This window comes from Bradyrhizobium sp. 186, assembly GCF_023101685.1.
In the GTDB taxonomy this organism is placed as follows: domain Bacteria; phylum Pseudomonadota; class Alphaproteobacteria; order Rhizobiales; family Xanthobacteraceae; genus Bradyrhizobium.
The window spans coordinates 8,435,936-8,449,986 of sequence record NZ_CP082164.1; the positions used below are offsets into that span (position 1 = coordinate 8,435,936).

Here is a 14,051-nt window from a genome sequence, read left to right on the forward strand (position 1 = left end):
CCGGCGGTTCAGGGCCGGACTGGATCCACCAGTTGGAGTACGAACCTCCCGAATGCTGGTCTACTTTGAATTGGAGGATCCTTTTTGCAGTGGCGTTTATCCATTGGTCTAGGAGGGCCTAACGGGCGCTCTCAGGGCAATGAGCGTTCCTGTCCATCGTCGCGACGATATCCGCGACCGTGCTGTGGTCGGCATCGCGGTGATGCTGTTCACGACGCATAACAATTCGGAGGTTGAGGACGATGACTGCCATAAAACTCTCGCGACCATTCCGTGAAAGAAATGCTCTCGAGCACCTGGGACCGGGAGCTGGCGAAAGATCTTGCCCAGGAAATCGAGATCTGCACAGGCGACCGCGCGAAACGTTCGCGGAGATGCGCCGCTTCCTTGCCGTCAAGGGCTACCGGGAATTTCTGCCGGCCGCAGAAGGCTCGCGTAAAAAATCGTCGAAGACGCGCTGAACTTGGTCGCTCACGCGATACGCTCCTACGCGCTCGAGAGGCCGGCTCTATCCGCCGCGCCTTTCCGGAGCGCGGCCGTGATTGTTCCGAGTGGCGCGACGCTCGTGAAAACCTGCATACGCTGATAATCGGCGTCCTAGCCGAATTACGGGCTGTTCGGCGAAGCCGCCGAGAACGCCCTCACTATGTTGAGGAGTCTCGTTCGCGCCTACGTGCTGAACGAACTCATGCATACGGTCGTGGGATCGATTCCTACGACGAAGCGTTCGACAAGGCCTCCAGGTCTTTCGTGCTCGGGCTGCCGGCTTTCGCTTCCTCGAGATGCGGCCGGGCGAGCGGGCCGTTGCGGCAGGAGCTTGCGTACGTCGCCGATCAAGAGGAAGGATGGGCCTCCGGGTAGGGGATCGAGGTAAGGTCTGGCAACGGCGCTGGCCGAGATTTTGGATTGGATGCGCTCTACGGCCGGACGCCAGGGGGAGAAATACTGCAATTGCGGCGGACCAGCTACGTCCGCGCAAAGGACATTGCGCTGGCGCAACGGCGGCCCCGGCCGGCTTCAATAAGAAAGCATCACACCAGAATTGGGAGCGCATTGGGCATGAAGACAACAGAGAAGACTTATCCCATCCTTGAAGGCCTCCTGGATGTTTTCGGTAACTGGCTGAGGCGCGCCGTGAAATCCGTGAGTTGCATCAACTCTACTGCGGCACGAAATCGCGCCCGATCTGCGCGTCACGCCTGCAGACCTCGATGCGTGGTCAAGGACGCTTGCGGCTGACGAATTGCCCCGGTTACTGAAGGTTCTCGGCATCGACCACGAGGATGTCTCGCGATCGAAGCCGGCAGTGCTGCGCGACGAGCGGGTCTGCACCCAATGCGACCGGAAGGTTGAGTGCAACAACGATGTCGAGATCAGGGTGGCTACCAGAGATTACGAAGACTACTGCCTCAACGCTCCAACGATGCAAGCGCTCGGCAGCAGCCTGGACGGCCACCGGTCCTGAACGAGCGGCATCTCGCCCGTAGATCTACCGCGCGTAAGTCCCGCTAAGAGATGACACCGAATTTCACCGTGTCGCGGTCTCTCGCATCCTCCGGCCATCAGCAAGGAGATCGCCGATGCTTCCGCCCGCACTCTACACCACCCAGCCTTCCACGACGCACTCCGCGCCCTCGCCGTCCGCTGCGTTCGGCGGCTGGTCGGCCAGCCGGCGCTCGTGGCCAGCGAATTCGCAAGCGGCAAGGACGAGGAGATCTTCGGCGAGGGCCCACCGCATCGCGGCCGAAGCGATCCTCGAGACCACGGTGCGCCTGGTAAACCGGGCGAGCCCGGACAAGGCGGCCAATACAGACATTCAGGTCGCGCGCAAGCTCTGGACCCTGACGGCCGGCGAGCTGAAGCACGCGGAGGACCACATGCTGCTGCTCGGCCGCAAGAACGCCATCGAGGGTCGCGACCTTCCTGCTCGAGACGGACACCCCGCACCGCGGCCGCCGGCCTGATGGCCGTCCGAGTGCCGCCGTGACATCGGCGACTATCTCGGCCTCATCCTGGAGACGGTCTCGCGAGCCCTGTCAGAGCTTCACGCCCAAGGCCTTCTCGGCTTCTCCGGAGCGCGCCAGATCGTGCTGCGCAATCGCCAGCATTTGCCGGACATGGAGGTCGGACTCCCGCCATGCCGCCGGTCCGTTCAGTTGCGCCGCCTTCGATTGGGAACAACGCCCCCCATGCAGTGACACAACCTGCCGTCATAACAAACCTGGTCAACCCTCTATCAACGACGACAGGGATGCTCTTCCATTCACTGGAAGTCCGCCGCACCTCGTGCGGAAGGCTACCGCTTTACCGCTTAGCCGGCGCCTCTTGCGGCGGCTCGTCGTCGGCAATCGCCCGCCACGCTGCGCCGTCGAAGTCGTCATACTGACCGCTCCGAAGCGACCAGAGGAAGGCGACGAGGCCTGCACCTCCGAGTGCCAGCGCCAGCGGGACTAGGATCACCAGGATTTCCATCACGCAATCTCCCGCGACGCGCTACGCCCCCGCAGCGAATTCAGCATGACCAGGATCGACGAGCCGCTCATCGCGGCTGCTGCGATCAGGGGCGTCACGACGCCGCTGATCGCGATCGGCACCGCCAGGACATTATAAGCGATCGCGAGCCAGAGGTTTTGCCGCATCAGGCGCAGCGCCTTGCGCGCGGAATCGATGGCCGCGACGACCGGCGCCAGCGGCCGGCCGAGGAAGATGAGATCGGCGGTCGCCTGGCTGAGATGCGCGGCCGAGATCGGCGACATCGAGACATGAGCGGCCGCTAGCGACGGCGCATCGTTCATGCCGTCGCCGACCATCAGCACCTTGGCGCCGCGCCGCTTCAATTCCTCGATCCGCGCGATCTTGTCGGCGGGCGTGACGCCGGCGCGCCACTCGGGAACGCCGAGAGCATGGGCCGCCGTCCTCACCGCCGGCTCGCGATCACCGGATAGAATTTCGACGCCGATGTTGCGCGCCTTCAGCGCCGCGATCACGGCTTGCGCATCCGGGCGGAGGCCCTGACGCACCGAAAGGATGAATTTTTCGGCCCCCTTGCAGAAAGCCACGCTGGAGGCTTCGGGATCTAGATCGGCACCGTCGCCGACCAAGGCATCGGCGCCGCAGAACGACGGACGGCCGAGACGAATCTCGACGCCGTCGACCGTTGCCCGCACGCCCTGCCCGGCCTCCTCGATTGCACCCACGATCGGCGATTTGGCGACGGCGGCCTGCGCGACCGCGGCGGCCACCGGATGATGGCTCGACAGTGCAAGTCGACCGGCGAGGTCGAACATGTCCGCGGGGATGTCGGCCGCATTCGTCACCTCTAGATCCGGCAGGGTGAGCGTGCCGGTCTTGTCGAAGATGACATGATCGGCTTCGGCCAGCCGCTCGATGGCGTCGCCGGAATTGAGCAGCACGCCGGATTTGAACATGGCGCCGGAAGCGACAGTCTGCACCGTGGGAATTGCAAGGCCGAGCGCGCAGGGACAGGTGATGATCAAGACGGCAACGCCTGTCACGATCGCATCATGCCAGCCCGCGCCTGCGATGATCCAGCCGAGGATGGTGATCAGCGCAGTTGCATGCACCACCGGCGCGTAGAGCCGCGAGGCGCGGTCGGCGAGCCGCATGTAGCGCGAGCGGGCCTGGAGCGCATTGTCGAGCAGCCGCGTGATCTCCGCGAGCAGCGTCGCCTCTGAGGCCGCCGAGACCCGCACCCGCAACGTGCCCGAGATGTTCATCGATCCCGCATAGACCGGCGTGCCCTGCTCGGCGGTGACATAGAGCGTCTCGCCGGTGATCAGGCTCTGGTCGATCTCGGAGCGCCCCTCGATCACGGTGCCGTCGACCGCGCAGCGCTCGCCGGGCCGCAACAGCACGATATCGCCGGGATGAATCGCCGCCACCGGCACCTGCGAAATTTCATCGGGGCCGACGAACTTCGCCGCGGTCTCCGCCTTCAGCGCGGCGAGATTGCCCGCGACCGCGCGGGTCCGCCGCCGCATGTTCTGGTCGAGGAAGCGGCCGACCAAAAGAAACGTGAGCAGCATGATCGCCGCGTCGAAATAGGCGTGCTCGGCGTGGTGGATGGTCTCGACCACGGACATGCCGAGCGCGAGGCACACGCCGATCGAGATCGGCACGTCCATGTTGGTGGTCTTGTTCGACAGCGCGCGCCAGGCCGAACGGAAGAACGGCTGGCCGGCATAGGCTGCCGCCGGCAGCGCGATCAGCGCCGACAGCCAGTGGAAGAAGTCGCGCTGCTCCGGCAACATGTCCGAGACATTGCCGGACCACACCGGGATCGACAGCATCATCACGTTCATGGTGGCGAACGCGGCGACGCCGAGACAGCGCAGCAGGAAGCGCGATTCGGCAACTTCAGTCGCCTCCGCGCTCTCGGTCTCGTAAGGGTAGGCCTTGTAGCCGAGCTCTTCCAGCCGATCGATGAGACGGCTTGGGTCGAGCGTGCCCTGCTTCCATTCCAGCGCGACGCGCCGGTCGGTGAGATTCACCCGCGCCAGCGTGACGTCGGGAATCGCCGACAGTCCGCGCTCGATCCTGGCCATGCATCCGGCGCAGTGAACGCCCTCGACGGCGAGATCGATGTGCTGGACGCCTTCGCCCGCGGTCCGGACGTAGTGCGAAAAGTCCCGCGTGATCTGCATGGCGAAATCCTTCAGTTCAGAATCACGCGGTTGCGGGACAGGAAGACGCGCGCGCCACGCAATTCGCCCTCGATCACCATGTCCCATTGCCCGGGCGCGACGGAGGCGGCATTGCCGCGATAGATGCCGATGCCGGCCTCCGAGAGCTCGACCGCGAGATCAGCGCGCTTGTCGGTCGGCCGCTCCAGGCGGCCGCCGAACTTCAACCCGCTCACCGGCTGCCCGGCAGCGTCGCGCGCTTCGACCTGGAGCACGGCATTGCCATCGGCGCGCCGCTCGATATGAGCGTTGACCTGCCATTTGCGCGCGGCCTGGTCCTGCGCCGCCGAAATCTCGCGGTCATAGGCGAGGCCCGCGGCATAGGGGCTGTCGACATCGGTGCCGGGAAGCGTCGCGATCGCAAGCTTCATCATGGTGACGTTGACGCCGATCACGACGCCGAAGAAGGCGACCAGCATCAGGAACACCTTGGTCCCGGTCAGCGGCTTGGATGCCATGGGTGTCTCCTGGACTTACGGCGAGACGAAATTGTCGGTGGCGGACGCGGCCTCGCCGAGCCCGATATCGGTGACGTGGAAGCGGACGGGAATCGACTTCTCCGGCTTGCTCTCCGCCGGCGCGGTGACGAGCAGCCGCAATTCGCTGGTGGAGTCGCGGGGGATCACGATCATCGGCCGGTCCGGCGTCACGGAATCAACGCCGATGACGTGAATGGTCGCGTTGGCCGGACCGTTCGCGTCGATTGCGATGACGCGGTCATAGCCGCTCTTGTTCAGCAGCCGCACCGTGTAGGCGTTGCGGATCGAGCCGTCGCTGAGCCTGACCGCGACCGGATTGCGGTCGTGCAGCACGTTGACGTCGAGCAGGCTGCGGGTCGCGAGGGTGTAGATCATGATGCCGCCGACGGCCGCGATGATCGCGCTGTAGGCGACCGTGCGGGGCCGGACGATGCGGTAGACCGGCGCCTTGCCTTCCTGGCGGCGATGGATATTGATGTCGTTGTCGTAGCCGATCAGCCGCTTCGGACGGCCGATCTTGGTCATCACGTTGTCGCAGGCGTCGATGCAGAGGCCGCACTGGATGCATTCGAGCTGCGGCCCGTTGCGGATATCGATGCCGGTCGGGCAGACCGCGACGCATTGATAGCAGTCGACGCAGTCGCCGGCGTGCTCACCGATGGCGCGCAGCTCGATCGCCTTCTTGACCGAGGTGCGCTTCTCGCCGCGGTCGTAGCGGTAGGTGACGTTGAGCGCCCATTCGTCGGTGAGCGCCGCCTGGATCCGCGGCCAGGGACACATATAGACGCAGACCTGCTCGCGCATGAATCCGGCGAGCACATTGGTCGTCGCGGTGAGGATGCCGATCCAGGCGTAGGCGATCATCGGCGCCTGGAAGGTGACGAGCTGCTTCACCAGCGTCGGCGCGTCGTTGAAATAGAGCACCCAGGCGCCGCCGGTCCACCAGGCGATCAGGAGCCAGATCGCATGCTTGAGCACGATCTCGGAGATGCGCTCGAGTCTCATCGGATCGGACGATTTGTCCTTCTTCATCCGCTCGCGCCGATCGCCTTCGATCAGGCGCTCGACGGCGTAGAACAGGTCGGTCCAGACCGTCTGCGGACAGAGATAGCCGCACCAGATGCGGCCGCCGACCGAGTTCATCAGGAACAGCGCCACCGCGGCGACGATCAACAGGCCGGTGAAGTAGTAGACCTCCTGCGGCCACAGCTCGATGAAGAAGAAGTAGAAGCGGCTGTTGGGCAGATCGATCAGCACCGCCTGGCTGGGGGCGCCGAGACCGCGGTTCCAGCGCACGAAGGGCAGCAAGTAGTAGAAGCCGAGGCAGAACGCCATCAGGCCCCATTTGATCCGGCGGAAGGTGCCGGAGACGCTCTGGGGATAGACCTTCTTCCGGGCAGCGTAGAGCGGCCCGTAATCGTCGTCCGATGTGAGTTCGTTCGGGTTCACGATCTTGTTCATCGCCTGGTACTTTTTGACAGGTGCGATTAAACCTAGACCCGACGCTGCGGCGTCCATTGATCCAGCGCAAACGGGGGCGTTTTGTTCGCCCCCGTCTTCCGTCAATGGGCTATTTTCCACCGCCCAGCGAGTGGACATAGACCGCCATGGCCTTGATGGTGGCCGGATCGAGCCGCCCCTCCCAGGCCGGCATGACGCCGGCGCGGCCCAGGCTGATCGTTTCGATCAGGCTCGCCTCGTCCGAGCCATAGAGCCAGATCTTGTCGGTGAGATTCGCCGCGCCCATCTCGGGGTTGCCCTTTCCGCCGTCGCCATGGCAGGCGACGCAATTCTCGGCGAAGATCTTTTCGCCCTTCGCCGCGTCGTAGCCCTTGCGGGTCGACAAGCCCGATAGCGACCGGACGTAATTGGCGACCGTGACGATCTCGTCGCCCTTCAGCACGCCGTCCTTGCCGAAGGCGAGCATTTGGCCCTCATGCGCCTTGGCGTGACCGGAACGCGCGCCGAACTGGATGGTCTGCATGATCTGGCCGAGCGTGCCGCCCCACAGCCAGTCGTCGTCGTTCAGGTTCGGATAGCCTTTCGCGCCGGCGCCGCCACTGCCGTGACACGGTGCGCAATTGTCGCCGAACACGGTCTTGCCCTTGGCGCGGGCGAGCGCCAGCAGCGCCGGATCCTTCTCGATGTCGGCGAGCGAGGCCGCGCCCAGCGCCACCATCTTGGCTCCGCGGATCTTCTCGAGGTTGGCGAGCTCGACCGCGACGTCGGCCCGTGTCGAGTAACCGAACAGTCCTGTGGTATTGCTGGAGATCAGCGGCCAGGCCGGATAGACAATCCAGTAACTGATCGCCCAGACGATGGTGAGGTAGAAGGTGATCACCCACCAGCGCGGCAGCGGCGTGTTGAGCTCCTTGATGCCGTCCCACTCGTGTCCGGTCGTGGACCTGCCGGAGACAGGATCGATGTCGCTATGATGATCGGTCATGGTCTCTCACTCCTCCCGCAACGGCAGGTGTGCTGCTTCGTCGAACGCGGCCTTGTTGCGGGGCCAAAATGCGTAGGCGATGATCGCGAGGAAGATCGCGACGAAGACCGGCGTCCAGAGCGTGGTCACAAGACCGGACGCAAGATTGTCGAGTGTCAGGATGGCTTTCATCGTTCATGCCTTCTCAGCGAAGATTGGCTTTCTCGTTGTAGAGCTTGAAGTCGACCAGCGTGCCGAGCATCTGCAAGTACGCGATCAGCGCGTCCATCTCGGTCGGCGTTCCGGTCCTGCCGTCGAAATTGCGCACCACGGCCTTGGCGTAGCGCTTGCCGAAGGCATCGCTGCCGGCGTTGTCCGGATCGGCCTGAGCCTTCATGTCGGCGCCGGCGTTGGCGATCTGGTCATCCGTGTAGGGCACGCCGACGGTCCTCAGCGTGCGCATGTGATCGGCGATCGTGTCCGGATCGACCTCGGTCTCAGCCAGGAACGGATAGCCCGGCATCACCGACTGCGGCACGATCGCGCGCGGATTGGTCAGATGGGTGACGTGCCAGTCGTCGGAATATTTGGCGCCGACGCGGGCAAGGTCCGGACCGGTGCGCTTCGAGCCCCACTGGAACGGGTGATCGAACATGCTCTCGGCGGCGAGCGAGAAGTGGCCGTAGCGCTCGACCTCGTCGCGCAACGGGCGGATCATCTGCGAATGGCAGAGATAGCAGCCCTCGCGGACATAGACGTTGCGCCCGGCGACCTCCAGCGGCGTATAGGGCCGCACCCCGTCAACCGCCTCGATCGTGCTCTTGAGGTAGAACAGCGGGGTGATCTCGACCAGACCGCCGATCGCGATCACCAGCAGGATGCCGATGATCAGGATGATCGAGTTCTTTTCGAAGACTTGATGGCGTGTCCAGAACGACATGGAAAACTCCTCATTCCGCCGGCTGAAGAGCGACGGGCATCTCTTCTTCCGCTTCGCAAACCGTCATCCAGAGATTGTAAGCCATGATCAGCGCGCCGATCAGGAACAGCCCGCCGCCGGCGGCGCGGATGATGTAGAAGGGATGCATCGCCTCGACGGTCTCGATGAAGGAATATTCAAGGAAGCCGAGCGAGGTGTAGGCGCGCCACATCAGGCCCTGGAGGATGCCGGACACCCACATCGCCGAGATGTAGAGAACGATGCCGAGGGTTGCGATCCAGAAGTGCCAGTTGACGAGCTTCAGGCTGTAGAGCCCCTTGCGATTCCAGACCCACGGCACCAGGCAGTAGAGCGCGCCGAAGGAGACGAAGCCGACCCAGCCGAGCGCGCCGGAATGCACGTGACCGATGGTCCAGTCGGTGTAATGGCTGAGCGAGTTGACGACCTTGATCGACATCATCGGGCCTTCGAAGGTCGACATGCCGTAGAAGGCGACGGAGACGACGAGCATGCGCAGCACGGGGTCGGTGCGCAGCTTGTCCCAGGCGCCCGACAGCGTCATCAGGCCGTTGATCATGCCGCCCCAGGAGGGCATCCACAGCATGATCGAGAAGGTCATGCCGAGCGTCTGCGTCCAATCCGGCAGCGCCGTGTAGTGCAGGTGATGCGGACCGGCCCAGATATAGAGGAAGATCAGCGCCCAGAAGTGGATGATCGAGAGACGGTAGGAATAGATCGGCCGCTCGGCGCGCTTCGGGATGAAGTAGTACATGATGGCGAGGAAACCGGCGGTCAGGAAGAAGCCGACCGCGTTATGGCCGTACCACCACTGGAACATGGCGTCCTGGATGCCGCCCCAGGCGACGTAGGATTTTGAGCCGAACACCGAGACCGGGAGGGCCGGATTGTTGCCGAGATGCAGGACCGCGATCGTCACGATGAAGGCGAGATAGAACCAGTTTGCGACGAAGATGTGCGGTTCCTTGCGCTTGATGATGGTGGCAAGGAAGACGAGCAGATAGGCTACCCACACAATCGTCAGCCAGAGATCGGCGTACCATTCCGGCTCGGCATATTCCTTCGACTGGGTGACGCCGAGCAGATAGCCGGTGCCGGCGATCAGGATGAAGAAATTGTAGCCGACGACCACGAACCAGGGCGCGAGATCGCCGGCAAGGCGTACGCGGCAGCTCTTCTGTACGACGTAGAAGGACGTGGCGATCAGCACGTTGCCGCCAAAGGCGAAGATCACCGCCGAGGTGTGCAGCGGACGCAGACGGCCGAAGCTGGTCCAGGGCAGATCGAAGTTCAGCGCCGGCCAGGCCAGTTGCGAGGCGATGATCAGGCCGACGAGGAAGCCGGCGATGCCCCAGAACATCGCCATGAAGGAGGAGAACTTGATCGGGCCCATGTTGTAGTTGGGACGGCCGTTGATCTCCGCCGGCGGCAGCGCCGCCGGGCGGTCGTAGTAGCGGTTGATGATGCAGAACACCGCCGCCAGGCTCGCCGCCGCGCTGAGCGCGGCGTGGAGGGCGAAGGGCGCGTCGAGCGCCTTGGCCGAGGCGATCAAGCAGAAGAAGGCGGTGACTGCGAACACGACAGCCAGGCCGCTTTCACCGATAGTCATGGATTTGGAGATGGAGGGCTGGCTCATGCGGATTCTCTCTCGAAAGAACTCAGCGCCAGAAACCACATTCACCCTCGCGGGGACTTGATTGAAATCAACAGAAGTGGATTTCCGTTGACGTGAGACCGATGCGGATCAGGGATTAGTATCAACTGCTTGCGCACAGCACGGCGCACACGGCGAAGCATTGCCTCCGTTGAAATCACGGAGCTTGAAATCGCGGGAATCAAGGCAGACTCGTCAGTCGCGCGCGGTGACCTTGAGCGCCGCGATAACGTCCTCGCGGGCGATGATGCCGACTAGCTTCTGTGCGCCGTCGAGTACGATGATGCTCCTGATGCGATGCTCGACCATGATCTGGAGCACGCGGGTCAGTCTTGTGTCGGGACTGACATAGATGAACTCGGGTGTCATGACGTCGCCGATCTTGCGGCTGATCAGGTCGGGATAGCGCGGCAGCATCTGGCTCGGCGTAAAGGCGAAGCACTTCAGGATGTCGAATTTGGTGACGATGCCGACCACCTGCCCGTCATCCTCGACTGGATAGGAGTTGAAATCGTCGCGCTCGAACATCTCGCTGAGTTCGAGCAGGTCGAGATCGCGCTTCACCGTCCGGACGGTGCGCGTCATGTAGCCGTCGACGACTTCTTCAAGAAACTTGTACACGGCGGTCCTCCTCGATTCGCTTCCGACCGGCCGGTCAGTGCGACAACAGCACGCAGCGGACGGATTGAGTGACCAGATACTGCGTGACGCCACCCAGGATCAGCTCGCGAAACCGCGAATGACCGTAAGCGCCCGCAACGATCAGGCCGGCTCCGACGTCGCCGGCGACCGTCTCTAATTGTGCGACAGCGGTTTCGTTCCGTGCGCCGTCCGAGACGCGCGCGGTCGCGGTGATGCCGTGTCGGGCGAGCCATGCGGCAACATCGGTGACACCCGCCATCATGGTCGAACGGTCGTCATCGTCCTCCGGAATTTCGACGACGGTGACCTCCCCGGCCTTGCGCAGCATCGGCAGCGCGTCGGCCACCGCCCGCCGCGCCTCCGGCGTATCCTTCCAGGCCACGAGCACGCTGCGCAGATCGAGCCAGTTGATCCCGTCTGGCACAACCAAAAGCGGCCGGCCGGCCTGCATCACCAGATCCTTGGGGCTTGCGAGCGCGAAGGCATCGGAGAAGGCCGGGCTGTGCCCGCCGCTGACGATGAGGTCGGCGCAGCGCGCCTGCGCCAGGACGAATCGGCTCGGAAATTCCATCGCGCTGCGCCACTCCGCATGTCCGCCACGATTCCTCGTCGCAGCGCGGAATTGCGCCTCCAGCTCGGCAAGGCGTTCCTGACGGAAGCCTGCTCCCGATCGACCAGCCCTAGGGCCTCGGCGCCATCTGCGAAATAGAGCGGCGGAGCGAACTGCGCCGCGGCAACGCCGACAATGGTCGCCTCGAACCGCTCGGCGAGTTCGCCCGCGACCTGAAGACGCGCCTCGTTGGGCTGATCGAGCGCCAGGCTGACCATCACGGTCGCATATGTCATCGGGAGCCTCCGGGCAGGACGTTGCTGTGGAAATCTAGCCGCGCCGACGCAAGGCAGGATGAGGTAGATCAATTTTCGGCGCCCAGTTGGGAGAAATCCGCCAATCAGACATCCGAACTTGCCTCCGGTCCGGCCTTGGGCGAAATTGCCGCCACGGGACCCCGCCGCGGGAGAATGGGAGCAATAGCTTGTCGCCGAGCCGCGTAACGCATCCGCCAGACGACGCTCGCGGCGAGCATTTCGGCGTCCGGATCGAAGGCTTTGGCGTCGGCAGCTGGGATCTCGATCTCAGGACGCGCGAGCTGGAGTGGTCGGAAACCGCCAGAATGCTGCTCGGCACCGAACGGAATCAACCGGCGAGCTATGAGCTCCTTCTCTCGCGCCTCGGTCCCGCGGACCGCGCGCGCATGGAGAGCGCGATCGAGCATGTCGTCGACCACGGCGGCGGCTTCGACGTATCCTTTAGAGTTGCCAATGCCTCAGGCCTGGGGCGCTGGATTCGCGCCCGGGCAGGTCTCATCCGGGACGACGCCGGTGCCGCCCGCCATCTCAGCGGCATCTTTCTCGACGTCAACGAGGAGAAACGGGTCGAGGAGGAACTGCGCACCCGCGAGACTCACCTCCGCTCGATCCTCCAGACCATTCCCGATGCAATGATCGTCATCGACGGCCACGGCATCATCCAGCTCTTCAGCACGGCGGCCGAGCGCCTGTTCGGCTGGCCCGAGCATGAGGCCATCGGCCAGAACGTCAGCATCCTGATGCCGGAGCCGGACCGCTCGCGCCATGACAACTACATCGCGCGCTACCGCACCACCGGAGATCCGCATATCATCGGCATCGGGCGTATCGTGACAGGCAAGCGCCGCGACGGAACCACCTTTCCGATGCATCTGGCGATCGGGGAGATGCAGTCGGGCGCCGAGCCTTATTTCACCGGATTCATCCGCGACCTCACCGAGCATCAACAGACCCAGGCGCGGCTCCAGGAGCTGCAGTCCGAGCTGGTTCACGTCTCGCGGCTGACCGCGATGGGCGAGATGGCCTCTGCGCTCGCCCACGAGCTCAACCAGCCGCTGGCGGCGATCAGCAATTACATGAAGGGCTCGCGACGGCTGCTCGCCGGCTGCACCGACCCCAACACGCCGAAGATCGAAAGTGCGATGGATCGCGCCGCGGAGCAGGCCTTGCGCGCCGGCCAGATCATCCGGCGCTTACGCGACTTCGTGTCTCGCGGCGAGTCCGAGAAGCGGGTCGAGAGCCTGTCCAAGTTGATCGAGGAAGCGGGCGCGCTTGGGCTTGCCGGCGCCCGCGAGCAGAACGTGCAGCTCCGCTTCAATCTCGATCCGGACGCCGATCTCGTGCTCGCCGACCGGGTGCAGACCCAGCAAGTCCTGGTCAATCTGTTCCGCAATGCGCTGGAAGCGATGGCGCAGTCGCCGCGGCGCGAGCTCGTGGTCGCCAACAGCCGCATCGCCGATGATGTGATCGAAGTGGAGGTGTCCGACACCGGATCCGGCTTCCAGGGTGATGTCATTTCAAACCTGTTTCAGACCTTCTTCACCACCAAGGAGACCGGCATGGGCGTGGGACTGTCCATCAGCCGCTCCATCATCGAGGCTCACGGCGGCCGCATGTGGGCCGAGAGCAACGCATCGGGTGGCGCAACATTCCGGTTCACCCTCCCGGCAGCCGACGAGAACTGATTCATGACAACCAAGGGACATGTCTACGTCATCGACGACGACGAGGCGATGCGGGACTCGCTGAACTTCCTGCTGGATTCCTGCGGCTTCGGCGTCACCCTATTCGGCAATGCGCAAGAGTTCCTCGGCGCCCTGCCTGGCCTCGCCTTCGGCTGCGTCGTCTCCGACGTGCGCATGCCGGGCCTCGACGGGATCGAGCTATTGAAGCGGATGAAGGCACAGCAAAGCCCGTTCCCGATCCTGATCATGACCGGCCATGGCGACGTGCCGCTCGCAGTCGAAGCGATGAAGCTTGGTGCGGTCGACTTTCTTGAGAAGCCGTTCGAGGACGACCGCCTCGTCACCATGATCGAAGCCGCGATACGCCGGGATGAACCGGTCGCCAAGAACGAGGCCATCTCGCAGGACGTCGCCGCGCGCGTCGCCTCCTTGAGTCCCAGGGAGCGCCAGGTCATGGAGGGGCTGATCGCGGGCCTCTCCAACAAGCTGATCGCCCGCGAATACAACATCAGCCCGCGCACCATCGAGGTCTACCGGGCCAATGTGATGACCAAGACGCAGGCGAGCAGCCTGTCGGAACTCGTGCGGCTGGCGATGCGCGCCGGCATGCTGAAGGATTGAGGCAGGTCAAGGCACTT

At 64.0% G+C, this 14,051-nt stretch carries 12 protein-coding genes and 2 pseudogenes; 4 read left to right on the top strand and 10 right to left on the bottom strand.

All coding sequences use genetic code 11. The features are described from left to right. Positions 1-139 precede the first annotated feature (139 nt). Both IVB18_RS40430 and IVB18_RS40440 read left to right on the top strand, forming a co-directional pair. Positions 140-277, top strand: coding sequence for a hypothetical protein (locus IVB18_RS40430; RefSeq protein ID WP_247985777.1), 138 nt, complete (start codon positions 140-142; stop codon positions 275-277). 1,450 nt (positions 278-1,727) lie between these two features. Beyond that, a pseudogene (locus IVB18_RS40440) lies at positions 1,728-2,123 on the top strand (helix-turn-helix domain-containing protein); the annotation flags it as partial. A gap of 181 nt (positions 2,124-2,304) precedes the next feature. Here IVB18_RS40440 and ccoS read toward each other — a convergent pair. The 10 genes and pseudogenes from ccoS to IVB18_RS40490 form a co-directional block, all read right to left on the bottom strand. Continuing rightward, complete coding sequence (gene ccoS, locus IVB18_RS40445; RefSeq protein WP_247458958.1) at positions 2,305-2,472, bottom strand: cbb3-type cytochrome oxidase assembly protein CcoS; 168 nt, start codon at positions 2,470-2,472, stop codon at positions 2,305-2,307. Continuing rightward, on the bottom strand, positions 2,472-4,664 hold the full coding sequence (locus tag IVB18_RS40450) for a cation-translocating P-type ATPase (protein ID WP_247985778.1): 2,193 nt from the start codon (positions 4,662-4,664) through the stop codon (positions 2,472-2,474). Before IVB18_RS40450 ends, ccoS begins: the two co-directional genes overlap by 1 nt. A gap of 11 nt (positions 4,665-4,675) precedes the next feature. Next, on the bottom strand, positions 4,676-5,161 hold the full coding sequence (locus IVB18_RS40455; protein ID WP_247985779.1) for a FixH family protein: 486 nt from the start codon (positions 5,159-5,161) through the stop codon (positions 4,676-4,678). Between the two features lie 15 nt (positions 5,162-5,176). Beyond that, entirely contained in the window at positions 5,177-6,643 is a 1,467-nt protein-coding gene (gene ccoG / locus IVB18_RS40460; RefSeq protein ID WP_247985780.1) for a cytochrome c oxidase accessory protein CcoG, read from the bottom strand. Positions 6,644-6,752: 109 nt separating this feature from the next. Continuing rightward, positions 6,753-7,628, bottom strand: coding sequence for a cytochrome-c oxidase, cbb3-type subunit III (gene ccoP, locus IVB18_RS40465; protein ID WP_247985781.1), 876 nt, complete (start codon positions 7,626-7,628; stop codon positions 6,753-6,755). Between the two features lie 6 nt (positions 7,629-7,634). Next, the gene (locus tag IVB18_RS40470) at positions 7,635-7,799 is read right to left on the bottom strand and encodes a cbb3-type cytochrome c oxidase subunit 3 (protein ID WP_247985782.1); all 165 of its coding nucleotides are present in this window, start codon (positions 7,797-7,799) and stop codon (positions 7,635-7,637) included. A 13-nt stretch (positions 7,800-7,812) separates the two neighbouring features. Next, positions 7,813-8,547: a cytochrome-c oxidase, cbb3-type subunit II gene (ccoO, locus tag IVB18_RS40475; RefSeq protein ID WP_247985783.1), complete on the bottom strand. Its 735-nt coding sequence runs from the start codon at positions 8,545-8,547 to the stop codon at positions 7,813-7,815. Positions 8,548-8,557: 10 nt separating this feature from the next. After that, positions 8,558-10,201, bottom strand: coding sequence for a cytochrome-c oxidase, cbb3-type subunit I (gene ccoN / locus IVB18_RS40480; protein ID WP_247985784.1), 1,644 nt, complete (start codon positions 10,199-10,201; stop codon positions 8,558-8,560). A gap of 213 nt (positions 10,202-10,414) precedes the next feature. Further along, positions 10,415-10,840: a CBS domain-containing protein gene (locus IVB18_RS40485; protein ID WP_247985785.1), complete on the bottom strand. Its 426-nt coding sequence runs from the start codon at positions 10,838-10,840 to the stop codon at positions 10,415-10,417. 34 nt (positions 10,841-10,874) lie between these two features. Next, a pseudogene (locus IVB18_RS40490) lies at positions 10,875-11,707 on the bottom strand (universal stress protein). A gap of 188 nt (positions 11,708-11,895) precedes the next feature. Between IVB18_RS40490 and fixL the strand changes: the two are divergent. After that, positions 11,896-13,413, top strand: a complete 1,518-nt coding sequence (gene fixL, locus IVB18_RS40495; protein ID WP_247985786.1) for a sensor protein FixL — start codon at positions 11,896-11,898, stop codon at positions 13,411-13,413. A 3-nt stretch (positions 13,414-13,416) separates the two neighbouring features. Continuing rightward, the gene (fixJ, locus tag IVB18_RS40500; RefSeq protein ID WP_247985787.1) at positions 13,417-14,034 is read left to right on the top strand and encodes a response regulator FixJ; all 618 of its coding nucleotides are present in this window, start codon (positions 13,417-13,419) and stop codon (positions 14,032-14,034) included. Positions 14,035-14,051 lie beyond the last annotated feature (17 nt).